The organism is Nocardia rhizosphaerae (assembly GCF_042650365.1).
In the GTDB taxonomy this organism is placed as follows: Bacteria; Actinomycetota; Actinomycetes; order Mycobacteriales; family Mycobacteriaceae; genus Nocardia; species Nocardia rhizosphaerae.
The window spans coordinates 264,618-289,646 of the sequence record NZ_JBHSBA010000006.1 but is presented as its reverse complement, the minus strand read 5'-3'; the positions used below and the strand labels follow the sequence as shown (position 1 = coordinate 289,646).

At 69.9% G+C, this 25,029-nt stretch carries 21 protein-coding genes; 16 read left to right on the top strand and 5 right to left on the bottom strand.

Annotated elements, in window-relative coordinates; translation table 11 throughout:
• The first annotated feature begins 70 nt into the window (after positions 1-70).
• Together pta and ACFOW8_RS14805 are read left to right on the top strand one after the other, a co-directional pair.
• Positions 71-2,149, top strand: a complete 2,079-nt coding sequence (gene pta / locus ACFOW8_RS14810; RefSeq protein ID WP_378551175.1) for a phosphate acetyltransferase — start codon at positions 71-73, stop codon at positions 2,147-2,149.
• Positions 2,146-3,345 (top strand): acetate kinase, encoded by a 1,200-nt coding sequence (locus tag ACFOW8_RS14805; RefSeq protein WP_378551174.1) that lies wholly within the window; start codon positions 2,146-2,148, stop codon positions 3,343-3,345. Before pta ends, ACFOW8_RS14805 begins: the two co-directional genes overlap by 4 nt.
• On the opposite strand, the gene ACFOW8_RS14800 is transcribed toward ACFOW8_RS14805, so the two are convergent.
• From ACFOW8_RS14800 to ACFOW8_RS14790, 3 genes are all read right to left on the bottom strand, one after another.
• A complete protein-coding gene (locus ACFOW8_RS14800; protein ID WP_378551205.1) occupies positions 3,342-5,657 on the bottom strand; it encodes a serine/threonine-protein kinase in 2,316 nt (771 codons plus the stop codon). The genes ACFOW8_RS14805 and ACFOW8_RS14800 overlap by 4 nt on opposite strands.
• Positions 5,658-6,265: 608 nt before the next feature.
• Positions 6,266-7,210 (bottom strand): glutamate ABC transporter substrate-binding protein, encoded by a 945-nt coding sequence (locus ACFOW8_RS14795; RefSeq protein WP_378551204.1) that lies wholly within the window; start codon positions 7,208-7,210, stop codon positions 6,266-6,268.
• Between the two features lie 14 nt (positions 7,211-7,224).
• On the bottom strand, positions 7,225-8,571 hold the full coding sequence (locus ACFOW8_RS14790; protein WP_378551173.1) for a hypothetical protein: 1,347 nt from the start codon (positions 8,569-8,571) through the stop codon (positions 7,225-7,227).
• 264 nt (positions 8,572-8,835) lie between these two features.
• Between ACFOW8_RS14790 and ACFOW8_RS14785 the strand changes: the two genes are divergently transcribed.
• A complete protein-coding gene (locus tag ACFOW8_RS14785) occupies positions 8,836-9,480 on the top strand; it encodes an NUDIX hydrolase (protein WP_378551172.1) in 645 nt (214 codons plus the stop codon).
• 106 nt (positions 9,481-9,586) lie between these two features.
• Here ACFOW8_RS14785 and thiE read toward each other — a convergent pair whose 3' ends face one another.
• Positions 9,587-10,288, bottom strand: a complete 702-nt coding sequence (gene thiE / locus ACFOW8_RS14780; protein WP_378551171.1) for a thiamine phosphate synthase — start codon at positions 10,286-10,288, stop codon at positions 9,587-9,589.
• Positions 10,289-10,368: 80 nt separating this feature from the next.
• Between thiE and thiO the strand changes: the two genes are divergently transcribed.
• The 6 genes from thiO (at position 10,369) to ACFOW8_RS14750 (ending at position 15,306) form a co-directional block, all read left to right on the top strand.
• On the top strand, positions 10,369-11,454 hold the full coding sequence (gene thiO / locus ACFOW8_RS14775) for a glycine oxidase ThiO (RefSeq protein WP_378551170.1): 1,086 nt from the start codon (positions 10,369-10,371) through the stop codon (positions 11,452-11,454).
• Positions 11,451-11,666 (top strand): sulfur carrier protein ThiS, encoded by a 216-nt coding sequence (thiS, locus tag ACFOW8_RS14770; protein ID WP_378551169.1) that lies wholly within the window; start codon positions 11,451-11,453, stop codon positions 11,664-11,666. The genes thiO and thiS overlap by 4 nt, the downstream gene beginning before the upstream one ends.
• Positions 11,659-12,420: a thiazole synthase gene (gene thiG / locus ACFOW8_RS14765; RefSeq protein ID WP_378551168.1), complete on the top strand. Its 762-nt coding sequence runs from the start codon at positions 11,659-11,661 to the stop codon at positions 12,418-12,420. Before thiS ends, thiG begins: the two co-directional genes overlap by 8 nt.
• Positions 12,421-12,512: 92 nt before the next feature.
• Positions 12,513-13,445 carry an ABC transporter ATP-binding protein gene (locus ACFOW8_RS14760; protein WP_378551167.1) on the top strand — a complete coding sequence of 311 codons (933 nt, stop codon included), beginning with the start codon at positions 12,513-12,515 and terminating at the stop codon, positions 13,443-13,445.
• Entirely contained in the window at positions 13,445-14,200 is a 756-nt protein-coding gene (locus ACFOW8_RS14755) for an ABC transporter permease (RefSeq protein ID WP_378551166.1), read from the top strand. The genes ACFOW8_RS14760 and ACFOW8_RS14755 overlap by 1 nt, the downstream gene beginning before the upstream one ends.
• A gap of 200 nt (positions 14,201-14,400) precedes the next feature.
• The gene (locus tag ACFOW8_RS14750; RefSeq protein ID WP_378551203.1) at positions 14,401-15,306 is read left to right on the top strand and encodes an adenylate/guanylate cyclase domain-containing protein; all 906 of its coding nucleotides are present in this window, start codon (positions 14,401-14,403) and stop codon (positions 15,304-15,306) included.
• Between the two features lie 5 nt (positions 15,307-15,311).
• On the opposite strand, the gene ACFOW8_RS14745 is transcribed toward ACFOW8_RS14750, so the two are convergent.
• Positions 15,312-15,467 carry a hypothetical protein gene (locus tag ACFOW8_RS14745; RefSeq protein ID WP_167456334.1) on the bottom strand — a complete coding sequence of 52 codons (156 nt, stop codon included), beginning with the start codon at positions 15,465-15,467 and terminating at the stop codon, positions 15,312-15,314.
• An 84-nt stretch (positions 15,468-15,551) separates the two neighbouring features.
• Here ACFOW8_RS14745 and ACFOW8_RS14740 point away from each other — a divergent pair, with 84 nt between their 5' ends.
• The 7 genes from ACFOW8_RS14740 (at position 15,552) to ACFOW8_RS14710 (ending at position 24,994) form a co-directional block, all read left to right on the top strand.
• The gene (locus ACFOW8_RS14740) at positions 15,552-17,264 is read left to right on the top strand and encodes an acyclic terpene utilization AtuA family protein (RefSeq protein ID WP_378551165.1); all 1,713 of its coding nucleotides are present in this window, start codon (positions 15,552-15,554) and stop codon (positions 17,262-17,264) included.
• Entirely contained in the window at positions 17,264-18,415 is a 1,152-nt protein-coding gene (locus tag ACFOW8_RS14735) for an acyl-CoA dehydrogenase family protein (RefSeq protein ID WP_378551164.1), read from the top strand. Before ACFOW8_RS14740 ends, ACFOW8_RS14735 begins: the two co-directional genes overlap by 1 nt.
• A complete protein-coding gene (locus ACFOW8_RS14730; RefSeq protein WP_378551163.1) occupies positions 18,412-20,010 on the top strand; it encodes an acyl-CoA carboxylase subunit beta in 1,599 nt (532 codons plus the stop codon). The genes ACFOW8_RS14735 and ACFOW8_RS14730 overlap by 4 nt, the downstream gene beginning before the upstream one ends.
• A gap of 11 nt (positions 20,011-20,021) precedes the next feature.
• A complete protein-coding gene (locus ACFOW8_RS14725) occupies positions 20,022-22,121 on the top strand; it encodes an ATP-binding protein (RefSeq protein WP_378551162.1) in 2,100 nt (699 codons plus the stop codon).
• The gene (locus ACFOW8_RS14720; protein ID WP_378551161.1) at positions 22,118-23,278 is read left to right on the top strand and encodes an acyl-CoA dehydrogenase family protein; all 1,161 of its coding nucleotides are present in this window, start codon (positions 22,118-22,120) and stop codon (positions 23,276-23,278) included. Before ACFOW8_RS14725 ends, ACFOW8_RS14720 begins: the two co-directional genes overlap by 4 nt.
• 305 nt (positions 23,279-23,583) lie before the next feature.
• Positions 23,584-24,366: an enoyl-CoA hydratase family protein gene (locus tag ACFOW8_RS14715; protein ID WP_378551160.1), complete on the top strand. Its 783-nt coding sequence runs from the start codon at positions 23,584-23,586 to the stop codon at positions 24,364-24,366.
• A gap of 4 nt (positions 24,367-24,370) precedes the next feature.
• Positions 24,371-24,994: a TetR/AcrR family transcriptional regulator gene (locus ACFOW8_RS14710; RefSeq protein WP_378551159.1), complete on the top strand. Its 624-nt coding sequence runs from the start codon at positions 24,371-24,373 to the stop codon at positions 24,992-24,994.
• Positions 24,995-25,029: the final 35 nt, after the last annotated feature.

The window sequence follows — 25,029 nt, the reverse complement described above, 5'->3', positions numbered from 1 at the left end:
CGGACTATAACGCGGCCGATCGCGCCACACCGAACGCCCGAATCGCCGAGAATTCACTAAGCTCGCGGGCATGGTCGAACAAGCGCCGTCCACCGTGTACATCGCCTCACCCGAGGGTGACACCGGAAAGTCCACCGTGGCGCTCGGCGTCTTGCAGATGCTGTGCGCGACCACCGCACGCGTCGGGGTGTTCCGCCCGATCACCCGCTCCACCGACGAGCCCGACTACATCCTCGAACTGCTGCTCGAGCACAGCACCGCCGACATCGGCTACGACCAGGCCATCGGCGTCACCTACGAGGACGTGCACCGCGATCCGGTCGCCGCGATCAGCGATATCGTGATGCGCTTCCACGACGTGGCCAAGGCCTGCGACGCGGTGGTGATCGTCGGCAGCGACTACACCGATGTGGCCAGCCCGAGCGAGCTGCGCTACAACGCCCGCATCGCGGTGAACCTCGGCGCGCCGGTGTTGCTGGTGGTACGCGGGGCCGACCGTACCCCCGGTGAGGTCAGGCAGCTGGTCGAACTGTGTGGCAGCGAGCTGACCGCCGAGCACGCCCAGTTGGTCGCGGTGGTGGTCAACCGGTGCGCACCCGAGGAGATCGACGAGATCGGCGCCGCTGTCGCCGATCTCGATGTGCCGTCCTGGACCCTGCCCGAGGTGCCGCTGCTGATGGCGCCGACCATGGGCGAGCTGTGTACGGCCATCGACGGCGAGATCTACAGCGGCGACCCCGAACTGCTGCAGCGCGAGGCGCTGCGGATCATGGTCGGCGGCATGACCGCCGAGCACATCCTCGAGCGCCTGTCCGACGGTGTGGTGGTGATCGCGCCGGGCGACCGGTCCGACGTGCTGCTCAGTGTGGTGAATGCCCATGAGGCGGAGGGGTTTCCGTCGCTGGCCGGCATCATCATGAACGGCGGCATCCGCCCGCATCCGGCGATCGCCCGGCTGATGGAAGGCCTGCACCCGAAGCTGCCGATCCTGGCCACCGAACTGGGCACCTACGACACGGCCAGCGCCGTACACCGCACCCGCGGCCGGATGTGGGCGGGCAGCCCGCTCAAGGTCGATACCGCGCTGGCCCTGATGGAGGAACGGGTCGACGCGCCGGAGCTGCTGAAACGAATCCAGGTGCCGCCCTCGCATGTGGTGACCCCGCAGATGTTCGAGTACCAGCTCATCGAGCGGGCCCGTGCCGACCGCAAGCGGATCGTGCTGCCCGAGGGCGACGACGACCGCATCCTGCGGGCCGCGGGCCGGGTGCTGCAGCGCAAAATCGCCGATCTCACCATCCTCGGTGACGAGACCGCGGTGCGGGCGCGCGCCGCCGAACTGGGGGTCGACATCGCCGCCGCGCAGGTCCTCGACCCGCGCACCTCCGGTTACCTGGAGGATTTCGCCACCACCTACACCGAGCTGCGCAAGCACAAGGGCATGACGATGGAGCGGGCCCGCGAGACCATGGCCGACATCTCCTATTTCGGCACCATGATGGTCTACCAGGGCATCGCCGACGGCATGGTCTCCGGCGCCGCGCACACCACCGCGCACACCATCCGCCCCTCGTTCGAGATCATCAAGACCGTGCCGGGGGTCGCCACGGTGTCGAGCGTGTTCCTGATGTGTCTCGCCGATCGGGTGCTCGCCTACGGTGACTGCGCGGTGGTGCCCGACCCGACCGCCGAGCAGCTGGCCGATATCGCGGTGTCCTCGGCGGGGACCGCGGCCAGGTTCGGGATCGACCCGCGGGTGGCGATGCTGTCGTACTCGACCGGCGAATCCGGCACCGGAGCCGATGTCGACAAGGTCCGCACCGCAACGGAATTGGTGCGGGACCGGGCGCCGCAGCTGCCGGTGGAGGGCCCGATCCAGTACGACGCCGCGATCGAGCCCGCGGTGGCCAGCGCCAAGCTGCCCGAATCCGATGTGGCGGGCCGGGCGACAGTGTTCGTCTTCCCCGACCTCAATACCGGCAACAACACCTACAAGGCGGTGCAGCGCAGCGCGGGTGCCGTGGCGATCGGCCCGGTGCTGCAGGGTCTGCGCAAGCCGGTCAACGATCTCTCGCGCGGCGCACTGGTCGCCGACATCGTGAACACGGTGGCCATCACGGCCATCCAGGCACAGGGCGAGTCGCGATGAGCGACCTGGTGCTGGTACTCAACTGCGGCTCGTCCTCGATCAAATATCAGCTGCTGCACGCTGATTCGGCGGAGGTGCTGGCCTCGGGGCTGGTCGAGAAGATTGGCGAGGCGCACGGTGGCCGGATCGTGCACGAGTGCGGCGACCGGAAGCTGGTGCACGAGGGCGCCATCGCCGATCACCGGGCCGGGTTGCGGCAGGCGTTCGAGATGTTCCGGGAGACCGGTATCGACCTCACCACCATCGGGGTGAGCGCGGTCGGGCATCGGGTGGTGCACGGCGGTGAGGTGTTCTGGCAGCCGACGCTGATCACCGACGAGGTCGTGCGCACCATCGACGAGTTGTCGGTGCTCGCGCCGCTGCACAATCCGGCGAATGTGATCGGTATCGAGTCCACCAGGGAGCTGCTGCCCGACATCCCCGAGGTCGCCGTCTTCGACACCGCCTTCTTCCACGCCATGCCGGAGGCCGCGCGCACCTACGCGATCGACGCGAAACTCGCCGCCGCGCACGGTGTCCGCAAATACGGGTTCCACGGCACCTCGCATCACTACGTGTCGGAGCGGGCAGCGCAATTCCTCGGCAAGCCGGTCAGCGACCTCGACCAGATCGTGTTCCACCTCGGCAACGGCGCGTCGGCCTCGGCCATCGCCGGTGGTGTCGCGGTGGACACCACCATGGGCATGACTCCGCTGGAGGGTTTGGTCATGGGAACGCGGCCGGGTGACCTCGATCCCGGCATCATGCCGCAGCTGATGAACGCCGCCGGGCTCGATCTGGCCGCGGTGGAGCAGCTGCTCAACCGCGAGTCCGGCATCAAGGGGCTGTCGGGGGTGAACGATTTCCGTGAGTTGCAGCAGCTCATCGACAACGGCGACGCCGCGGCGAAATTGGCCTACGACGTCTACATCCACCGCTTGCGCCGCTACCTCGGCGCCTACCTGGTCGAGCTCGGGCGCGTCGACACCATCGTGTTCACCGCGGGGGTCGGCGAGAACAGTCCGGCCGTGCGGGCCGACGCCCTCGCCGGGCTCTCGGGGTTCGGCATCGAGATCGACCCGGACCGCAATGCCACCAGAACCCCTGGTGTTCGGGTGATTTCGCCGGACACTGCGCCGGTGGCGGTGCTCGTGGTGCCGACGAACGAGGAACTGGCCATCGCGCGCGCCGCGCACCGGCTCGTCGGCGCGGGCTAGAACCAGGACTTCGCGCGCAGCGCGTTGGCCAGGTCGACCAGGGCGTAGCGGTGCACCCGGCCCGGTGCGTTGCGGGCGATGGCCCGTAGGCCCGACTCGGTGCCGTCGCGCAGCTCCCGTTCGTCGAAGCGGCGGCCGAACAGCTTGGCGTCCTTACGTCTCGGCGTGTTTCCCGCCTGCAGCCAGGCCAGCGCGCTGCCCTGGACCAGGGTGCGCATGAGCGTCGAGCGGTGTTCGCCGGGCGGGATCGACTGGGCGCGGGAGGCGGCGAGGCGCAGGACCTGTTCGTCGAGCTCGGCGACCGGAGCGCTGGTGAGCAGCAGCAGGATCGCGGTGGTCTGCGCGGTGGTGAAATGCCGTGCGGCGGTGGGCACGTCGTCGAGGGCGTGTACCGCCTCGCCGACCCGGCCCGCCACCGCGAGCTGCCTGGCCAGGCCGAAGGCGGCGCTCACCACGGCCCGGTCGGTGCGCCAGACGGTGCCGTAATAGCGTTCGGCGAAGGAGCGCCATTGCTCGGGTGCGTCGGTATCCCAGTGCTGCAGAATGAGTTCCGCGGTGGCGGCCAGTGCGAGTTTGGGGGCGATCTCGCCGGGCAGCACCCGCAGTACGGCCTCGAACGCGGCGAAGGCGGCCTCGTAGTCCAGCTCGAGCAGGTAGGCCTGACCGGCGAACCAGTCGGCCCGCCAATCGGAGTCGCCGGGTATCCGGGCCAGCAGGTGCAGCACTGCGGCCGATTCGCCGAGCTCGAGCCGGGCGCGGGCCTCGGCGAAGACGAGTTCGCCCGCCAGGGTCTCCGGGGCGTTGTCCGGGTCGGCCTCGGCGCGTTCGCGGGCCTCGTGCAGCGCCTCCAGTACCCGCTCCGGTTCGAGATTGGCGGTCGCGGCCAGCAGCGGAGCCGACGGGTCGGCCGGATCGATCAGCGGAATCGGCAACGCATCGGCCACCTCGCCGGGGTCGAGCAGCGGGGAGCGGCCGACGCCGTCGAGGTAGGCGTCGGTCTGGCTGATCAGTTCCTCGGTGCCGAAACTGCTGCGCTGTGGACTGAACACCGTTGACAGCTGTGGATGTTCGGTCTCGGTGTCGTAGGCCAGGATCTCCCGCAGTACCCCGGCCAGCTGCGCCGACATCGCCCGCGCCGACGGAAAGCGCAGTGCCGGATCGGTTTCGGTGGCGGTGAGCAGGAACCGGTGGAAGAACTCGTAGCGGGCGAGCAGCGGTTCGTCGGCGGGATCGGGGATGCCGTCGACGTAGCGGCCGTGCTGGGTGGGCAGCCGCAGGGTGAGCGCGGCCAGCGTGCGCCCGACGGTGTACACGTCCGACGCCGGGGTCGGTCCGGTTCTGGCGATCTCGGGTGCCTGGAACCCTTTGGTGCCGTAGAGGTTTCCGTAGGCCTCGATCAGCGCGACCGCGCCGAGGTCGATCAGCTTCACCTGGTCCTCGGTGACCATCACATTATCGGGCTTGAGGTCGTTGTAGGTCAGACCGATCGAATGCAGATGTTCGAGCGCGGGCAGGATCTCCAGCACATAGGCGATGGCCTCCGCCAACGGCATCCGCTCACCGGAGGGCCTTGCCTCCAGGATGTCGCGCAGTGACCGGCCACCGACGTACTCCATCACGATGTAGCCGATACTCGATCCGGCCGGATCGGTGTGCTCGACGAAGTTGTGGATCTTCACGATGCTCGGGTGCGTCACCTCGGCCAGGAACTGGCGCTCCGCCACCGCGACGGCCTGCGCTTCCGCGTCCCCGGCATGCAACAGGCCCTTGAGCACCACCCACCGGTCGCTGACATTGCGGTCGATCGCCAGATAGATCCAGCCGAGCCCACCGTGTGCGATGCAGCCCTGGATCTCGTACTGTCCGGCGACCATATCGCCCGCGTGCAGCGAGGGCCGGAAATCGTAGGCGGCGCCACAGTTTTCGCACGCGCCCGCGGACGACGCGGTCTTGGCGGGGGTCGATCGCCCGACCGGGTTCATACACCGCCAGCAGAATCGTCTGCCCTCCGCGACCACCGGATCGGCGAGCACCGCCTCGCGGGGATCGGCGGGCGTCACGGCCGGAATCGGCACCAGGCCCGCGCCGAGCCTGCGCGTCGGCCGCGACCTGGCGGTGCGCACACTGCGACCGGAACGGGCGGTGCTCGGGCCGGTCTGCGGACCCGAAGTCGGCGCACCGGATTCGGGCGGCGTCGCGGCGGTTGCCGTTGATTCGGCACCTCGGGTCGGCACGGCACCGGCCCGCTGAGTCGCCGGCGCGGCGAACTCGCTGTCGGGACGATAGGCGGCTTCCGTCGCGGGCGGTGGTATGTGGCGGGGGGCCGCCTGGGTGGCGTCTGAACGTCCTGCTGCGGTGGCCTGGTCGGCGTCACCTGCGCGCGGATATGCCCGAGTGACCTCCGCGGCGTGCGGGTGCTCGGCGCTGTCGGGACGGTGCGGCGGCGGCGGTGCGGCGCGGGTGGCCGCCTGGGTGGCGTCGGAATGGCCTGTCACGGTGGCATTGTCGCGGGTAGACGGTCCGGGGCGCGTTGATGCTTGGGTGGCATCCGTGGTGTGCGGGTGCTCGGTCGTGTCGGGGCGGTGTGCCGCCGCGGTTGGCCCGTTCGTGACGGGTGGTCGGCCGGGGTGCGCGGCCGGCGGCGATTCGTCACGCGGCGATGCCTGAGTGGCCTCGATAGTGTGCGGGTGCTCGGTGGATTCGGGGCGGTGTGCCGGTCGGCCGGGTTCCGGTGCCGCGTGGTCGTCCGGCGACTTCGCTCTGGTTCCGACGATGGGGAGTGGCATGGTCTCGTCGTCGGCGGGAGCCGGTGGCAGGGTCCAGCCGCCGGGCAGCTCGCCCTCGCTGTGGTGCGAGTGCTCGGTGGGTTCGTGCTCCGGGTCTGCCCGAGCACCGTCGCGCGGCTCGTTGCTCATGGCGATCAATCCCGGTACGTGGGCGCGGGCGGGTTCGGCGGCGGGCCGAGGGAGGTGAGCCAGCGGCGGTGAATGCTGGTCCAGGTGCCGTCGTTGCGGATGCGGTCGAGGGTGGCGTTGACGAATCGCACCAGGTCGTCGTCGCCCTTGGGGATGCCGATGCCGTACGGCTCGGCGCTGATGCTGGCGCCGACCACCTCGGTGTACGGGTCCTGTGCGGCGAGTCCGGCCAGGATCGCGTCGTCGGTGCTCACCGCGTCGACTTGGCGTTGCTGCAGGACCACCAGACAGTCGGCCCAGGTCGGCACGGTCAGTATGGTCGCGGCGGGCTGGTCGCGGCGGATGTGATCGAGCGAGGTGGTGCCGCGCGCCACGCACACCCGCTTGCCCGCCAGGTCGGCGAGACTGTTGATCCCGGAGTTCTTCACCGCGAGTATCCGCTGATCGGCGCGCAGGTAGACGGTCGAGAAGGCGACCTTCTCCCGCCGCTCGCAGGTGATCGTCATCGTCTTGGCGACCAGGTCCACGGTGTGGTCCTGCAAGGCCCGTTCGCGCTCTTCCGAAGCGAGACTGCGGTATTCGATCAGATCGGGGTCGCCGAGCAGGTCGCGGGCGATCTCGCGGGCGATATCGGCGTCGAAGCCGACGATGCGTCCGGTCAGTGGGTCGCGGAAGCTGAACAGATTGCTGCCCGCGTCCAAACCGACGACCAGCCTGCCGCGCGCGCGGATGGCCTCGACGGTCGGTCCGCCCGCGGTGCTCGGCCGCAGGCTGGCGGTGGGATCGCCGCACCGCACCGGACTGCGCGTCGGCACCGGCGTATCGGTTTCGATCGGAATGGCCTTGGCGGGCAGTGGCGGCTCGGAGTACACCGTGTGCGTCGCCGGGGTGGGTGCGTCGTCGGAACATCCACCGACGAGCGCCGCGGCGGCCATGGCGAGGGCGGCCATGGCCCGGCCCGGCCTCACCGGTACTCCCGCAGCCGCGGCCACAGGCCGAGCGCCACACACACCGCGCCGACGATGCCGAGCGCGAACGCGCCCGGCGCCAGGAAACCGAGCACATCGATTGCCTGGGACACCTTGCCGCGCAAGGTCTCCCTGGTCGCCAGCGCGGCCTTGTCGAGGGCCCGGTCGATCGCGTCCACCTGGGCGGCCGCGTCGGCCGCGCTCGGCCCGGTGGCGACGGCGGCGGCGCCGATGAAGTCCCCGCGCGCGAGGGTGTCGTTCATCCGCTGGTGGGCGGCCTGCCAGCGGCCGACAGCGGCGCCTGCGGCGGCGACCTCGCCGCGGGCGGGCGCGTCCTCGGGATAACCGGAGAGCAGTTCGGTCAGCCGGGCGGTATTCAGTTCGAAGGTGCGGTCGTAGTCGCCGGTGGCGTCGCGGCGCACCAGTTTCACCATCTCCGCCGACCTGGCCTGCTGCACCAGGATGCGGCTCTCGGCCAGCCGGGCGGCCGGCACGACGCCCTGGTCCCGGCAGCGGATCATCGCGATCGCCGAGACCGAACCGGCGGCCACCGTCCACACCAGGGTCAGCGCCAGCGCGCCGGTGCCGATCAGCAGACCCATGTTGAACACCCGGCGCGAGCGGCGCGCCAGCTCCACCTGCACCCAGATCAGCGCGGCCAGGGTGAGCATCAGCAAGACGATGGCGGGCCACGGTGGCAGCACATGCCGGTGCTGGGCGGCGGTGACCGCGTCGATCCGGTGGCGCTCCAGTTCCTCGGCCATCGGCAGCAGCGCGGTCTGCATCTGGTGCGAGGCCTCGCTGAGGTAGGCCGCGCCCACCGGATAGCCGCTGCGATTGTTGGCGCGCGCGGTCTCGATCAACCCCGTGTACACCGGAAGTCCGGTGGCGATGCCGATGCGCAGCTCGCGGTCGGCCTCGGCGCCATCGGCCGCGTCGGCGCCGTGCTGATGGCCCGACTGGGTGACCAGCTCGGCGGCCGCCTCACCGATCGCCTGGGTGTAGCGGTCGCGCACGGCCACCGGCTCCAGACCGCCGGCCAGGAAGGCGGTGCCGGCGGCGGCGTCGGCGACCGACAGCGAGGTGTAGAGGTGGTTGGCCGAGTGCGCGTCGGGTTCGGTGTCGTCGAGCAGGACGCCGAGCGCTTGCTGGCGGTCGCTGACGATCGTCGAAGTCACCGCGCCCGCGGTGACACACAGCACCATCAGCGTCAGCCCGGCGGCGACCAGACGTCCCGGCGAGGACCGCGCGAAGTTCCGGATCCGGGACGGGTGGAGCTGGGCGCGCAGCGCCTTCACGTCCGGCGCCTGCGGGCGCTGCGCCCCGATCGGGAGCCGGCGCACGCCCGCTCGGACGCCCGTCAGAAGCGGGTTCGGTGACCCGTCCGCGGTGGTCGCACCGGCAGTGTCCTGCGCCGACGAGGCCGAACGGACGGCCGCGACCTCGGTCGGGGCAGTGCGCTTCCCCGAGTCGACCATCGTTCACCTCCCGGAGCTGTCCGCGCACCCATCCTGGTGCGGAGTTTATTGTGGTCGTACCGGTGGCGCAGCCCCGCAGACACCCCCGAAGCGGTTGCTGCTCGGCTGCTACGGAGGAAAGAGTATTGGATGCGCGGTGATGGGGACGGCTGGTCTACCAGCCCGGGCGGGATTCGGCACTGGGGCAGGTTCGGCGCGGCGGGTCTGCTGCTGCGCGCGCCGCTGCCCGGCGGCGGATCAGCCGTGTTACTGCAGCATCGGGCGCCGTGGAGTCATCAGGGCGGTACCTGGGCGATTCCCGGCGGCGCGCGGGATTCGCACGAGTCGGCCGAGCACGCCGCGGTGCGGGAGGCATGGGAAGAGGCGGGCATCACCGCCGACGCACTGCACGTGCGCGCCGAGCGCCTGACGATGACCGCGCCGAGCGGCTGGACCTACACCACCGTGGTCGCCGACGCCGCGGGTCCGCTGGCGACCGTGGCCAACCGGGAGAGCGCCGAGCTGGCCTGGGTCCCCGAGGACGAGGTGAGCGACCTGCCGCTGCACCCCAGTTTCGCCACGGCCTGGCTGGAACTGCGCGCGGTCCCGGTCCGCGTCCGGTTCTCCGCCGAACCGGTGCTGCCGCTGCCGCGCACCGTCGAGATCACCGACCGTGGCTTCTTCTGGGTCTCCGCCACGGTCGATGGGCCAGGAGATGAGGTGTCCCTCGACGCACCCGCGGACGAACTGGCCGTAACCCTCGCTGCCGTGCTCGCCGGCGTCGGGCCCGCGTAACGATGCCGACCGGGCCGCGCTCACCCAACACGATTCGCGCGAGTGGCTCGAAAACCGACAGTTCGACGCGATAGTGATCGGTCAGCCCGGGCGAACTCCCCAGGTCCTACGCCGCGGCGGCAACCAGCGCCCGCTTGATCTCGCGCGCGGCGGCCTCGGGGTCGGCGGCCTCGGTGATCGCCCTGACCACCACGATCCGGCGCGCCCCAGCGGCCAGCACCTCGGGAACTCGGGCGCTGTCGATACCGCCGATGGCGAACCACGGCATCGTCGGATGCGCTTCGGCGGTCGAGCGCACCAGCTCGATGCCGGCGGCCTGGCGGCCCGGCTTCGTCGGGGTGGTCCAGATCGGGCCGGTGCAGAAGTAGTCGAGATGGCCGTCGATCGCGGCGAGTCCGGCCTGGGCGCGATTGTGCGTCGACCGGCCGATCACCACGTCGGGGCCGAGGATGCGGCGGGCGTAGGCGGGCGGTAGGTCACCCTGCCCGAGGTGCAGCACGTCGGCGCCCGCGGCGAGCGCGATATCGGCGCGATCGTTCACCGCGAGCAGCGCGCCGTGCCTGCGGGTGGCCGCCTTGATCTCGGCCAGCGCCCCGAGCTCGGCCTTTGCCTCCAGCGGGCCGAACTCGGCCTCACCGGGCGACCCCTTGTCTCTGAGCTGCACGATATCGACACCACCGGCGAGGGCCGCGTCGACGAACCTGGCCAGATCGCCGGAGTGCCTGCGCGCATCGGTGCACAGATACAGCAGCGCGTCGGCCAGGCGCTCCCTCGGCGGGACGGATCGATTCGGATGGGAGGGCTGCACCCCATCGACGGTAGTCGCGCTAACGTGGAGACGCGAACGCCGCGGCGTCGGCAGGTGCGAAAAAGACAGGTGGAACGGTGATGGGAACTCTGGCGGTCGTTGGCGGCGGCGCCGTCGGACTCGCCGTCGCCTGGCACGCCGCCGAGGCGGGCTGGACCGTCACCGTCTTCGATCCGGCGCCCGCCTCCGGCGCGTCGTATGTGGCGGGCGGCATGCTCGCTCCGCTGTCGGAGGGCTGGCCGGGGGAGGACCGGGTTCTCGAGTTCGGGGCCGCCGCGCTGGCCGCGTGGCCCGCGTTCGGCGAACGGCTGCGCGCGGTCGGCGGCGAATCGGTGTTCGTCGCCGACGCGACGATGACCGTCGCCCTCGACGGCGCCGACGCCGCCGACCTGCGCACCGTCGCCGACTGGCTGGCCGGTTTCGGGCACGACCTGACACTGCTCGATCGCGCCGGGGTGCGCGCCGCCGAACCCGCGCTCGCCAGGACCGTGCGGGCGGGTCTGCTCGCCGAGGCCGAACCCGCGATCGACAACCGGCGTGTGCTGCGCGCGCTGCGCGCCGCCTGCGCCGCGACCGGCGTCGAGATCCGCACGCAAGCCGTCGCCGCACTCGATGATCTGCCGCACGACCGGATCGTGCTCGCGGCAGGCGCGCATTCGGCGCGGCTGTGGCCGGAGTTGCCGGTGCGACCGGTGAAGGGGGAGATCCTGCGTCTGCGGCACCGGCCGGGAGTACGCCCGGCGCCGAGCCGGGTGATCCGCGCGAGAGTGCACGGGCGGCAGGTGTACATGGTGCCGCGCGACGACGGAATCGTCGTGGGCGCAACCCAATACGAGGCCGGCTTCGACACCACCGTCACCGTCGGCGGGGTGCGCGACCTGATCGCCGACGCCGAAACCGTGCTGCCCGGCATCGGCGAGTACGAACTGGCCGAGGCGAGCGCGGGCTCGCGCCCAGGCACACCCGACAATCTGCCGCTGCTCGGCCACCTCGACGACCGCGTCATCGCGGCCACCGGACACGGCCGCAACGGCATGCTCACCCTCGCGCTCACCGCGACGCTGGTGTCCGGCCTGCTCGCCGACCAGCCGTCCGCGCTCGCGGATATCGCTGCACCGCAACGCTTTCCGGCGCTGCGCCTGTCGACCTCAGGAGGAGTTCGATGACCTCGACCATCCCGATCGGTGTCACCGTCAACGGCACCGACCACGAGTTCGCCGAGCCGCTCAGCGTTCGCGAACTGCTGACCAGACTCGACCTGCCGTGTCAGGGTGTGGCGGTGGCAGTCGACGGCGCGGTGTTCCCGAAGTCGCGCTGGGACGAGCGGGTCGGTCGCGGCTGGAGCATCGAGGTGCTGACGGCGGTGCAGGGTGGTTGAGGTCGCGCCGCTGCGGATCGCGGACTCCGAGTTCGGCTCGCGCCTGATCATGGGCACCGGCGGCGCCGAGAACCTGGCCGTGCTGGAAGAGGCGCTGGTCGCCTCCGGTACCGAGCTCACCACGGTCGCCATGCGCCGGGTCGACGCCGCGGGCGGCACCGGCGTGCTCGATCTGCTCAAACGTCTCGACATCACCCTGCTGCCCAATACCGCGGGCTGCCGCAATGCCGCCGAAGCGGTGCTCACCGCGCAGCTCGCCCGCGAGGCGCTCGACACCAACTGGGTCAAGCTCGAGGTCGTCGCCGACGAGCGCACCCTGCTGCCCGACCCGTTCGAACTGCTCGACGCCGCCGAACAGCTGGTCGACGACGGTTTCGTCGTCCTGCCCTACACCAACGACGATCCGGTCCTCGCCAAACGCCTCGAGGACGCGGGCTGCGCCGCGGTGATGCCGCTCGGCTCCCCGATCGGCACCGGCCTCGGCATCGGCAACCCGCACAACATCGAGATGATCGTCGCCGCCGCGGGCGTCCCGGTAATCCTCGACGCAGGCATCGGTACCGCGAGCGACGCGGCCCTTGCCATGGAACTCGGCTGCTCGGCCGTCCTGCTCGCCACCGCGGTGACCAGGGCTCGCGAGCCCGAACTCATGGCCTCGGCCATGTCCGCCGCCGTCCGCGCCGGCTACCTCGCCCGCGAAGCGGGCCGCATCCCCAAGCGTTTCTGGGCTCAGGCTTCCTCCCCGGCGAAGTAGTTCGCACTCAGGGTTCGGGTCATCCTCGAGGATGACCCGACTCGCGACCTCTCGGCGACGCGCGAGCAATCGTTCTCGGGCAAGCTGGGGGCATGATCGAGCTGAAGGGCCTGACGAAGCAATTCGGCCAGACCGTCGCGGTGCAGGATCTGACGTTCACCGTCCACCCAGGACAGGTGACCGGCTTCCTCGGCCCGAACGGCGCCGGTAAATCGACGACCATGCGGATGATCCTCGGCCTGGACCGGCCGACCTCGGGAACCGCGCTGATCGACGGCAAGAGCTACCACGAGCTGGAGCGTCCGCTGACCCAGGTCGGCGCGCTGCTCGACGCCAAGTGGGTGCATCCGAACCGGTCGGCGCGCGCGCACCTGGAGTGGCTTGCCGCGACCAACGATCTGCCGAAGTCGCGGGTCGAGGAGGTGCTGCGGCTGGTCGGCCTCTCCGAGGTGGCAGGCAAGAACGCGGGTGGCTTCTCGCTCGGTATGTCGCAGCGGCTCGGCTTGGCCGGCGCGCTGCTCGGCGATCCCAAGGTGCTGCTGTTCGACGAGCCGGTCAACGGTCTCGACCCCGAGGGCATCCTGTGGATCCGCCGCTTCATGCAGCGGCTGGCCGCGGAGGGCCGCACCGTACTGGTGTCGAGCCACCTGCTGTCGGAGATGGCGCAGACCGCCGAGCACCTGATCGTGATCGGCCGCGGTCAGCTCATCGCCGACACCACCACCAAGGACTTCATCGACCGCGCCTCCGAGCAGACGGTCCGGGTCCGTAGCCCCCAGCTCGACCAGCTGCGCAGCCTGCTCACCTCGCACGGCATGACCGTGCGTGAGGAGGGCGATTCCGCGCTGCTCGTGGCCGGGGTGACCAGCGACGAGGTCGGCAAGGTGGCGGGAACCAACAATGTGACCCTCTACGAGCTGGCGCCGCAGCAGGCCTCGCTGGAAGAGGCGTTCATGCGAATGACCGGCGGCGCGGTGGAGTACCACGGCGCAGGCCTCGACCAGGTGATGGGAGGTGCGCTCTGATGGGAGTGCTCGCTGCGGAACGGATCAAACTCACCTCGACCCGCTCACCCTGGTGGTGCTCGGCGATCGTGGTCGTGCTCGGTATCGGCCTTGCCGCGCTGATGGCGGTGATCACCAATATCGACGCCGAGCCGGGGCAGGGCCCGCCGCCGCTCACCCCGACGCTGGCCGCCTCCGGTGTCACCGGGTTCGGCGTGATGGTGCTGATGATCATGGCCGCGCTCACGGTGACCAGCGAATACCGCTTCGGCGTCATCCGCTCCAGCTTCCTCGCGGTGCCGAACCGGTCGAAGGTGATCGTCTCCAAGGCCGGTCTGGTCGGGGTGTACGCGGCGGTGCTGACCGCCGTGCTGGCGCTGGTCGCCTTCGCGGTGGCCAAGATGATCGCCGGTGACGGCGTGCCGACGCTGGTGCTCGAGGGGAATTGGCGGGCGATCTACGGCATCCCGATCTACGCGTTCTTCGCGGTGATGCTCGCCATCGGTGTCGGTGTGCTGGTGCGGCAGTCGGCGGCGGCGATCTCGCTGATCGTGCTGTGGCCGCTGCTGATCGAGAGTCTGCTCGGCGCGTTCGGCAGCTTCGGGCGCGCGGTCAACCCCTTCCTCCCGTTCGCGAATGTGAACCGGTTCCTGAGCGTGGAGGAGATCTCCGGCAACTGGCACTGGGGTGTGTGGGGCAGCCTGATCTACTTCGCCGCCTTCTGCGTGCTCGTCTTCGCAGGCGCGCTCGTGGTGGTCAACCGCCGCGACGCCTGATCGACCAGCCCGGGCTGCCCTCGCAAGTGCCCGGGCATCGAGGGCCGCGACCTTGTCGGGAGGTCGCGCGACCCGGCCTTCGGCCGCCGCTGCCCGGTCGCCGAAGGTATGACCGCCGGTCCGCTGGACACAAACAGCGGACCGGCGGTTTTCGTCGGGTGAGCTAGTCTCGTTGCGTGAGTGAGACGCCTTCCGGCGGGATGGATCCGCGGCAGCGCGACGCGGCCGCGGAGGTGGTGATTCCCTTGGAGCCCACCGCAAGTGAGCCTGCAGCGGATGAGACGGCCGAGGAGCCCGGTCAGCGGTCCGGCAGGCGCCGTGCCCAGCTGTCGTCGCGGTTGCAGGCGGCCAACCGGCGCGCCGATGTGATCGGCGCGGTCCGCAAGGCCAGGCAGCAGCTGCCGGGTGACCCGTCGTTCGGCGACCCTCTTTCGGTGTCCGGCCCCGGCGGTGCCCGTGCTGTCGCGCGCGCGGCGGACAAGATCGTCGGCGGTACGCCGAGCGCGGCCCGTGAGATCGGGTTCGGCGCGCTCCAGGTATGGCAGGCCGCGCTGGAGCGGATCGGGCGCGGTCGCGGTACCGAGGAGGTGACGGTGATGTTCACCGACCTCGTGTCGTTCTCCAGTTGGTCACTGTCGGCGGGCGACGAACGCACCCTGGAATTGCTGCGCAAGGTCGCCAGGGCGATCGAGCCGCCGATCGCCGAGCGTGGCGGTCAGGTGGTCAAGCGGATGGGTGACGGGCTGATGGCGGTGTTCTCCTCGCCCGATCGGGCGGTGCGCGCCGCCGTCGCCGCTCGTCGCAATCTCGCCGAGGTCGAGGTCGACGGATACCGGCCCCGGATGCGGGTCGGCCTGCACACCGGCACGCCACGCGAGATCGGCGGCGACTGGCTCGGCGTTGATGTGAATATCGCCGCCAGGATGATGGAGGCGGGCGGCAACGGCAATCTGATGGTCTCGAGTACCACGTTGGCCGCCCTTCGCCCGGAGACCCTCGCCGAGCTCGGCGCGATCGCCAAGCCCTACAAACGCAACTTCTGGGCGGCCCCGCTCACCGGCATCCCCGAGGACATCCGCATCTTCAAACTCAACGTGCCCGCCTAGCGCCCCTATTGCAGCCAGAGCACCGCGCCGACGGCGGCCATGACGGCGGCGACGAGCAGGCCGATCGACATCGAACGGTTGGTCTTCCAGGTGGTGAAGGCGCCGCCGATGAGGAAGCCGGCGAGGGCGAACAGCAGGATCACGGCGGTTGAGGACGACATGCCCCCATCTTGCCTGGTGGATTGCTCGCGATTAACAAGCACGCATGCTTGCTTTTTTATCGGCCCGATGTGATCCTGGGATGCATGAGTGCACTCTCGGCGGACCCGGAGCTGATCCGGATCGGCAACTGCTCCGGGTTCTACGGCGACCGGCTCAGCGCGATGCGCGAGATGCTCGAAGGCGGCGAGCTCGACGTGCTGACCGGTGACTATCTCGCCGAGCTCACCATGCTCATCCTCGGCCGCGACCGGATGAAGGACCCGAGCCTCGGCTACGCCAAGACCTTCGTCAAGCAGATCGAGGACTGTCTCGGGCTGGCGCTGGAACGCAATGTCCAGATCGTCACGAACGCGGGCGGGCTCAATCCGGCCGGGCTGGCCGAGCGGCTGCGCAAGGTGGCCGCCGACCTGGGGCTCGACGCCAAGATCGCGCACGTCGAGGGCGACGACCTGGTCGCCCGAGCGGGCGAGCTCGGCCTCGGGCAGCCGCTCACCGCCAATGCCTACCTCGGCGCGTGGGGCATCGTCGAATGCCTGAACTCCGGCGCTGACATCGTCGTCACCGGCCGGGTCACCGACGCCTCGGTGATCGTCGGCCCCGCGGCCGCCCACTTCGGCTGGGGCCGTACCGATTACGACGCGCTGGCCGGTGCCGTGGTGGCCGGGCACGTGATCGAGTGCAGCACGCAGGCCACCGGGGGCAACTTCGCCTTCTTCACCGAACTCGGCGAACTCGGCCGCCCCGGCTTCCCGATCGCCGAGATCCGCCGCGACGGGTCGAGCGTCATCACCAAGCACGCTGGCACCGGCGGCGCGGTCACCGTCGACACGGTCGAGGCCCAGCTCATGTACGAGATCCAGAGCGCGCGTTACGCCGGACCCGACGTCACCACCAGGCTCGACAGCATCGCCCTCGCGCAGGAGGGCAAGGACCGGGTGCTGATCAGCGGGGTCACCGGTGAGGCGCCGCCGCCGCAGCTGAAGGTCTCACTGAACACACTCGGTGGGTTCCGCAACGAGATGGACTTCATTCTCACCGGGCTCGACATCGAGGCCAAGGCCGAGCTGGCCAAGCGTCAGCTCGAAGCTTGGCTGCCCGACCGGCCCGCCGAGCTGTCCTGGACCCTCGCCCGTCTGGATCGGCCCGACGCCGAGACCGAGGAGCAAGCCAGCGCGCTGCTGCGCTGCGTGGTCCGCGATCCGGATCCGAACAAGGTCGGACGCGGATTCTCTAGTGTCGCCGTGGAATTGGCGCTGGCCAGCTATCCGGGAGCCACCTTCACCACGCTGCCGGGAAACGGTTCACCCTACGGCGTGTTCACCCCCGGCTTCGTCGACGCGCACGAGGTGCCGCACACCGCGGTGCTGGCCGACGGCACCCGCGTCGCCATCGAGCCCGCCACCGAAACCGCTGTGCTCGAACCGGTTCCAGAGCCGGAACTGCCCGCCGGTCTCCCGCCGTCGGAGACCAGCCGGGTACCGCTCGGCACCATCGCGTTGGCCCGCAGCGGCGACAAGGGCGGCGACGCGAACATCGGCGTGTGGGTGCGCACCGACGCGCAATGGCGCTGGCTGGTGCACACCCTCACCGTCGACAAGCTCCAGGAACTGCTGCCCGAGACGGCCGAGCTGACCGTCACCCGGCACGTGCTGCCCAACCTGCGGGCCGTCAACTTCATCATCTCCGGCCTGCTCGGTAAGGGCGTCGCCTACCAGGCACGTTTCGACCCGCAGGCCAAGGGGCTCGGCGAATGGCTGCGCTCCCGCCACATCGATCTGCCGACGGAGCTGCTCTGATGACTTCTGTTTGGGACACGCCGGAACGAAAAGAGCTGCGCGCCACCGTGCGCGGGTTCGTCGAGCGGGAGATCCTGCCCGACCTCGACACCTGGGAACGCGAGGGCGCCCTGCCGCGCGAACTGCACAAGAAGGCCGGTGAGCTCGGCCTGCTCGGCATCGAGCATCCGGAATCGGCGGGCGGCGAGGGCGGCAGCATCGTCGACACCGTGATCGTCGGCGAGGAAATCCATCTCGCCGGTGCGTCCGGCGGTCTGTGGGCCTCGCTGTTCACCTGTGGAATCGCGTTGCCGCACATCATCGCCTCCGGCAACACCGAGCAGATCGAGAAGTGGGCCAAGCCCACCCTGCGCGGCGACCTGATCGGCTCGCTGGCCATCACCGAACCCGGCGGCGGCTCCGACGTCGGGCACCTCACCACCACCGCGGTGCGCGACGGCGACGACTTCATCATCAACGGCGCCAAGACCTTCATCACCTCAGGTACCCGCGCCGATTTCGTCGTCACCGCCGTGCGCACCGGCGGCGCGGGCGCTGCGGGCGTCTCGCTGATCATCGTGCCGACCGAGACGCCGGGCTTCACCGTCAGCCGCAAGCTGGAGAAGATGGGCTGGCTGGCCTCCGACACCGCCGAGCTGTCCTACGTCGACGTGCGGGTGCCGGCCGCGAACCTGGTCGGCGGCGAGAACACCGGGTTCGCCCAGATCGCCGCGGCCTTCGTGAGTGAGCGGGTGGGTCTGGCGGTGCAGGCGTACGCCCTCGCCCAGCGGGCCCTCGACCTCACCGTGCGGTGGTGCCGGGACCGGGAGACCTTCGGCCGCCCGCTGATCAGTCGTCAGAAGGTGCAGATGACGCTGACCGAGATGGCCCAGCGCGTCGACGTGTCGCGCACCTACACCCGCGCACTGGTCGAGCGGTTCGTCGCCGGCGAAGAGAATCTGATCGCCCAGGTGTGCTTCGCCAAGAACGACGCCGTCGAGACCGCCGAGTGGGTCGCCAACCAGGCCGTCCAGCTGCACGGTGGCATGGGCTACATGCGTGAGTCCGAGGTGGAGCGCATCTACCGCGATGTCCGCATCATCGGCATCGGCGGCGGCACCAACGAGATCCTGACCATGCTGGCGTCGAAAGTATTGGGGTACCAGGCATGACGACCTTCCGTTCCATCCTCGACACCGCGTCGCCGGAGTACACCGCGGCCGCCGAGGCGATGTCGACCAAGCTCACCGAGATCGAGGCCGAGTTCGCCAAGGCCATCGCCGGTGGCGGGCCCGACAAGGTGGCCAGGCACCACAAGCGCGGCAAGCTCACCGCTCGTGAGCGCATCGAGCTGCTGCTCGACGAGGACTCGCCGTTCCTCGAGCTGTGCCCGCTGGCGGCCTGGGGCAGCGACTTCCATGTCGGCGCGTCGACGATCGCAGGCATCGGCATCGTCGAAGGTGTCGAGTGCATGATCGTCGCGCCCGACCCCACGGTGCGCGGCGGCACGTCGAACCCGTGGACGCTGCGTAAGACGTTGCGCATCAACGACATCGTCAAGGAGAACCGGCTGCCGGTGATCTCCCTCGTCGAATCCGGTGGCGCCGATCTGCCGACGCAGAAGGAGGTCTTCATCCCGGGCGGCGCGATGTTCCGCGACCTCACCCAGGCCTCGGCCGCCGGAATCCCCACCATCTCCCTGGTTTTCGGCAACTCCACCGCCGGTGGCGCCTACATCCCCGGCATGTCCGACTACGTGGTGATGGTGCAGGAGGGCGCGAAGGTCTTCCTGGCAGGCCCGCCGCTGGTGAAGATGGCCACCGGTGAGGACTCCGACGACGAAACCCTCGGCGGTGCCGAAATGCACGCCCGCACCTCGGGTCTGGCCGACTTCATGGCCGCCGACGAGCAGGATGCCATCCGCATCGGCCGGGGCATCGTGCGCAGGCTGAACTGGAAGAAGCAGGGCCCCGAGCCGCGCGCCGAGGTGATCTCGCCGCTCTACGATCCCGAGGAACTGCTCGGCATCGTGCCCGCGGATCTGAAGATCCCGTTCGATCCGCGCGAGGTGATCGCCCGCGTCGTCGACGGTTCCGATTTCGACGAGTTCAAGCCGCTCTACGGCTCCAGCCTGGTCACCGGGTGGGCCGAGATCAACGGCTACCCGATCGGCATTCTCGCCAACGCGCGCGGCGTGCTGTTCTCCGAGGAATCCCAGAAGGCCACCCAATTCATCCAGCTGGCCAACAAGAAGAACACGCCACTGCTGTTCCTGCACAACACCACCGGCTACATGGTCGGCAAGGACTACGAGCACGGCGGCATCATCAAGCACGGTGCGATGATGATCAACGCGGTCGCCAATTCGAAGGTGCCGCACATCTCGCTGCTGATCGGCGCGTCCTACGGCGCGGGCCACTACGGTATGTGCGGCCGTGCGTTCAATCCGCGCTTCCTGTTCGCCTGGCCGAGCGCGAAGTCGGCCGTGATGGGTGGCGCGCAGCTCGGCGGCGTGCTCACCATCGTGCAGCGTGGCGCGGCCGAGGCCAAGGGGCTGCCGTTCGACGAGGAGGCCGCCGCCGGTCTCGCCGCCATGGTCGAGGCGCAGATCGAGGCCGAGGCCATGCCGATGTTCCTGTCGGGCAGGCTGTTCGACGACGGCATCATCGACCCACGTGACACCCGCACCGTGCTGGGGATGGCGCTGTCGGCCATCCACTCCGCACCGATCCAGGGCGCCGAGGGCTTCGGCGTCTTCCGAATGTGAGGCGCGACGACATGACTACAGCATCGCGAAGCGATTCCGCGCGGGGCGGCGGGCCGATCACGAACGTGCTCGTCGCCAACCGGGGTGAGATCGCGCGCCGCGTGTTCGCCACCTGCAGGCGGATGGGGATCGGTACCACCGCCGTGTACTCCGACGCCGACGCCGAGTCGCCGCATGTGTACGAGGCCGACGCGGCCGTCCGGCTGCCCGGCAACACCCCGGCCGAGACCTACCTGCGCGGTGAGCTGATCATCGAGGCGGCGCTGTCCGCCGGTGCCGACGCCATCCATCCCGGCTACGGATTCCTCTCCGAGAACGCCGAATTCGCCAGGGCGGTGCTCGATGCCGGACTGGTGTGGATCGGTCCGCCGGTCGCGGCGATCGAGCAGATGGGTTCCAAGGTCGAGTCCAAGAAGATGATGGACGCCGCCGGTGTTCCGGTGCTCGCCGAACTCGATCCCGCCGAGGTCACCGAGGCGCATCTGCCGGTGCTGATCAAGGCCTCGGCCGGTGGCGGTGGTCGTGGTATGCGCGTGGTGCGCGCGCTGGCGGAGCTGACGGATCAGATCGCCGCGGCGCAGCGCGAGGCCGAGTCGGCCTTCGGTGATCCGACGGTGTTCTGCGAGCGCTATCTCGAGACCGGGCGCCACATCGAAGTGCAGGTCATGTCGGACACCTTCGGCACGACCTGGGCGGTGGGCGAGCGCGAGTGCTCGATCCAGCGGCGCCATCAGAAGGTCGTCGAAGAGGCGCCGTCGCCGCTCGTCGAGAAGATCGACGCGCTGCGAGCTCGAGCGGATCGTGCCCACGCAGGCCCCGCGAACAGCGCCGATGGGCCGAGCATGCGCGAACGGCTGTTCGAGGCGGCGCGGCTGGCCGCCGAGGCCATCGGGTACGAGGGCGCGGGCACGGTCGAATTCCTCGCCGACGAGAAGGGCGAATTCTTCTTCCTGGAGATGAACACCCGGCTGCAGGTGGAACATCCGGTCACCGAGCAGACCACCGGCCTCGACCTGGTGCGCCTGCAATTGCAGGTGGCCTCCGGGCTTCCGCTGCCCGCGACCCAGCCCACACAGCGCGGGCATTCGATCGAGGTCAGGCTCTACGCCGAGGACCCGGCCCACGACTGGCAGCCGCAGAGCGGGCCGGTGCACAAGATCGAGATCCCCTTCACCGCCGGTGAATTCACGGTGCTGGAGCAGACCGGCGTCCGGCTCGACACCGGTGTCGTCGACGGCTCGGTGGTCGGCGTGCACTACGACCCGATGCTGGCCAAGGTCATCTCCTACGCCGAAACCCGGGCGGAGGCGGCGCATCTGCTGGCCACCGCGCTCCAGCGGGCGAAACTGCACGGCCTGGTCACCAATCGCGACCTGCTGGTCCGGGTGCTGCGGCACCCCGCGTTCCTGGCCGGCGACACCGACACCGCCTTCTTCGCCACCCACGACCTCGCCGCGCTGTCGGCGCCGCTGGTGTCGGAGGCCGACGAAGCGCTGTCGATCGTGGCCGCCGCACTCGCCGATTCGGCCTTGGCGCATCGCGCCAACCGGTACGCGCGCCTCGCCCCCAACGGCTGGCGCAATCTCGGCTCCCAGCCGCAACGCAAGTCCTACGAGAGCCGGATCAGCGGCACGCACGAGGTGCGCTACCGGTTCGACCGGTCCGGCGCGGTCACCGTCGACGGTCATGACGGACTGGAGCTGATCTCGGTGAGCCCGGAGCGCGTGGTGCTCGCGGTGCCCGGCGAGCGCGGTCCGGTGCGCCGTCAGTTCGAGATCGCCCGCTACGGCGAGCTCGTCGCGGTCGACTCCGCGCTCGGCCCGGTGTCGGTGCGCAGGCTGCCGCGGTTCACCGACCCGTCCGAGCAGGTCGCGGCCGGATCGCTGCTCGCACCGATGCCAGGCAGCGTGATCCGGCTCGGCGCAGCCGTCGGCGACCAGGTCGAGCGGGGTCGGCCGATCCTGTGGCTGGAAGCCATGAAGATGGAGCACACCATCGTCGCGCCTGCCACCGGCGTGCTCAGCGCACTCAATGTGACCGTCGGCCAGCAGGTCGAGGTGGGAACCGTCCTCGCCGTCGTCGAGGAACAAGAGCAGGAGCAGACAGCATGAGCTTCCAGGAAACCGAAGAGCAGAAGGCGCTGCGCGCGGCGGTCGCGTCGCTGGCGGCCAAGTACAACTACCGCGACTACGTGCTGCCGCTCTCGCGCAAGAACGAGCCGCTGAGCGAACTGTGGGACGAGGCGGGCAAGCTCGGCTTCCTCGGCGTGAACCTGCCGGAGGAGTTCGGCGGCGGTGGCGCGGGCATGTACGAACTCGCCCTGGTGCAGGAGGAACTCTCGGCGCAGGGCGCGGGCTTGCTGCTGATGGTGGTCTCCCCGGCCATCTGCGGCACCATCATCACCAAGTACGGCACCGACGCGCAGAAGCAGACCTGGCTGCCCAAGCTCGCCGACGGCTCGTCGAAGATGGTTTTCGCGATCACCGAGCCCGACGCGGGCTCCAACTCGCACCAGATCACCACCACCGCCCGGCGCGACGGTGCCGACTGGATCCTCAACGGCCGCAAGATCTTCATCTCCGGCGTGGACCAGGCCGAGGCGATCCTGGTGGTCGCGCGCACCGAGGACCACAAGACCGGCAAGCTCAAGCCCGCCCTGTTCATCGTGCCGGTGGACGCGCCCGGCCTGGTGAAGAACGTCCAGGAGATGGATGTCATCGAGCCGGATCACCAGTACACGCTGTTCTTCGACGACGTGCGCCTGCCCGCCGACGCCCTCGTCGGCACCGAGGACGCCGCCCTGGCCCAGCTGTTCGCGGGCCTGAACCCCGAGCGCATCATGGGCTCGGCCATGGCCATCGGCCTCGGCCGCTACGCCATCGACCGCGCCGTCGAATACGCCAAGGAGCGCACCGTCTGGAAGACGCCGATCGGTGCGCACCAGGGCATCTCGCATCCGCTGGCGCAGGTCAAGATCGAGCTGGAACTGGCCAAGCTGATGATGCAGAAGGCCGCGACCCTCTACGACTCGGGCGACGAGTTCGGTGCCGCCGAGGCCGCGAACATGGCCAAGTACGCGGCCGCGGAGGCCAGCATCAAGGCGCTGGACCAGGCGATCCAGACGCACGGCGGGTCGGGGCTCACCAAGGAAGTCGGTCTGTCGGCCATGCTGCAGGCGGCGCGCATCATGCGTATCGCGCCGGTGAGCCGCGAGATGATCCTCAACTTCGTCTCGCAGCATTCCCTGGGCCTGCCGCGGTCGTATTAGTTGGAGCGCTGGCGCGCTCGAGTCGCGGCCCCTAGGGGCCGCCGGTCAGCGCTCGAGACTCGCGCCTGCGGCGCATGCGCTTCGAGCGCTGACCGGCGACCCGGCCGCGACCGGCCACTGCGTGGCCGCCGCTCCTCGGGGTCGCGAGGTGCGGGGTTGGGAGTGCTGATGTGCGCGAGTCGCGGCTCATAGGTGGGTTGTGGAGCAACTGGGGCTCGAGGCGATGCCCCTTTGGGCGCGGGTGTGGTGGTGTGCGGAGATGGTCAGTGTTGAGTCCGATCCAGTGAAAGTCGAGGTGGGTGTCGATGAGTGAATCCGAAGCTGCCCCTTATGTCCGGTACGAGGTCGTCGACGGGTTCGCGACGCTGACCTTCGATTCCCCGCACAACCGCAATGCGCTCTCGTCCAAGCTCGTCCGTGAGTTGCTGGCCGGGCTGGCCGCGGCCGCGGCCGATCCCGCGGTGCGCGGCATCGTGCTCACGCACACCGGTGACACGTTCTGCGCGGGTGCCGACCTGAAGGAGGCGAGCACCGCCGATCCGGCGACCGCGGCCGATCAGCGCACTCGCGTGATGATCGACGTGTTGCGCGGCATCCTCGCCTCGCCGAAGCCGGTGATCGCGTCCGTTGACGGCAATGTCAGGGCCGGTGGCATGGGCATCATCGGCGCCTGCGATCTCGTCGTCGCCGGACCGGCGAGCAGTTTCGCGCTCACCGAGGTGCGCATCGGGATGGCGCCGTTCATGATCTCGCTCACCCTGGTGCCGCGGCTGGAGCAGCGGGCGGCGAGCCGGTACTTCCTCACCGGTGAGAAGTTCAACGCGGTGACCGCGCAGGAGATCGGGCTGATCACGGTGGCGGCCGCCGATGTGGCCGCCGAGGTGAAACGCCTGTGTGGCGAGCTGCGCAAGGGGTCGCCACAGGGGCTGGCCGAGTCCAAGCGGCTGGTCAACACGGCCCTGCTCGCCCGGTTCGACGCCGAGGCCGAGGAACTCGCGCAACGCTCGGCGGGGTTCTTCGGCACCCCCGAGGTGATCGAGGGGATGACCGCCTTCTTCCAGAAGCGTCCGCCCACCTGGGCACAATAGTCCGATGGCGACACCCCACGAACCCAAGCAGGACCGCAGCCGGGTCACCCGGCAGCGGCTGCTCGAGGCCACCATCGACTGCCTGGCCGAGATGGGCTGGGCGGCCGCGACGGTCTCGGTGGTAGCCGAACGGGCCGGGGTGTCGCGCGGTGCCGCCCAGCATCATTTCCCCACCAGGGAAGACCTGATCACCGGCGCGCTGGAGTACATGTTCGACACCAGGATGGAACAGTCGGCGGCCGAGGCGGCGACCGTGGCCGAGGTCGCCGAGGGCGTCGGCCGTACCCGCGCCGTCGTCGCCGGGCTGGTCGAGTCCTACACCTCCCCGCTGTTCAAGGCGGCCCTGCAGGTGTGGACGCACGCCGCCGCCGATCCCGCCCTCCGGGAGCGGATCGTCCCGCTCGAGGCCCGCTTCGGCCGTATCGCGCACCGGCGCGCGGTGCAGGCGCTCGGCGTGAACGACTCCGATCCGGTCGCCCACCACCTCGTCCAAGCCACCCTCGACCTGGCCCGTGGACTCGGCCTCGCCGACGTCCTCACCGACGACTCGGCCCGCCGCAAACGCATCGTCGACCAGTGGGCGACGACCCTCCATCAAGCCCTGCGCACACCACACAACCCCTTGTGAGCTGCGACGTTCCGGGTATATAGTTCAGCGGCGGG

Bases quoted from the DNA above. Each gene is read 5' to 3' on its own strand.
- pta (WP_378551175.1), top strand. From the start codon at position 71: ATGGTCGAACAAGCGCCGTCCACCGTGTACATCGCCTCACCCGAGGGT.
- ACFOW8_RS14805 (WP_378551174.1), top strand. From the start codon at position 2,146: ATGAGCGACCTGGTGCTGGTACTCAACTGCGGCTCGTCCTCGATCAAA.
- ACFOW8_RS14795 (WP_378551204.1), bottom strand. From the start codon at position 7,210: ATGGCCGCCCTCGCCATGGCCGCCGCGGCGCTCGTCGGTGGATGTTCC.
- ACFOW8_RS14785 (WP_378551172.1), top strand. From the start codon at position 8,836: ATGCGCGGTGATGGGGACGGCTGGTCTACCAGCCCGGGCGGGATTCGG.
- thiO (WP_378551170.1), top strand. From the start codon at position 10,369: ATGGGAACTCTGGCGGTCGTTGGCGGCGGCGCCGTCGGACTCGCCGTC.
- thiS (WP_378551169.1), top strand. From the start codon at position 11,451: ATGACCTCGACCATCCCGATCGGTGTCACCGTCAACGGCACCGACCAC.
- ACFOW8_RS14760 (WP_378551167.1), top strand. From the start codon at position 12,513: ATGATCGAGCTGAAGGGCCTGACGAAGCAATTCGGCCAGACCGTCGCG.
- ACFOW8_RS14755 (WP_378551166.1), top strand. From the start codon at position 13,445: ATGGGAGTGCTCGCTGCGGAACGGATCAAACTCACCTCGACCCGCTCA.
- ACFOW8_RS14750 (WP_378551203.1), top strand. From the start codon at position 14,401: ATGGATCCGCGGCAGCGCGACGCGGCCGCGGAGGTGGTGATTCCCTTG.
- ACFOW8_RS14745 (WP_167456334.1), bottom strand. From the start codon at position 15,467: ATGTCGTCCTCAACCGCCGTGATCCTGCTGTTCGCCCTCGCCGGCTTC.
- ACFOW8_RS14740 (WP_378551165.1), top strand. From the start codon at position 15,552: ATGAGTGCACTCTCGGCGGACCCGGAGCTGATCCGGATCGGCAACTGC.
- ACFOW8_RS14735 (WP_378551164.1), top strand. From the start codon at position 17,264: ATGACTTCTGTTTGGGACACGCCGGAACGAAAAGAGCTGCGCGCCACC.
- ACFOW8_RS14730 (WP_378551163.1), top strand. From the start codon at position 18,412: ATGACGACCTTCCGTTCCATCCTCGACACCGCGTCGCCGGAGTACACC.
- ACFOW8_RS14725 (WP_378551162.1), top strand. From the start codon at position 20,022: ATGACTACAGCATCGCGAAGCGATTCCGCGCGGGGCGGCGGGCCGATC.
- ACFOW8_RS14720 (WP_378551161.1), top strand. From the start codon at position 22,118: ATGAGCTTCCAGGAAACCGAAGAGCAGAAGGCGCTGCGCGCGGCGGTC.
- ACFOW8_RS14715 (WP_378551160.1), top strand. From the start codon at position 23,584: ATGAGTGAATCCGAAGCTGCCCCTTATGTCCGGTACGAGGTCGTCGAC.
- ACFOW8_RS14710 (WP_378551159.1), top strand. From the start codon at position 24,371: ATGGCGACACCCCACGAACCCAAGCAGGACCGCAGCCGGGTCACCCGG.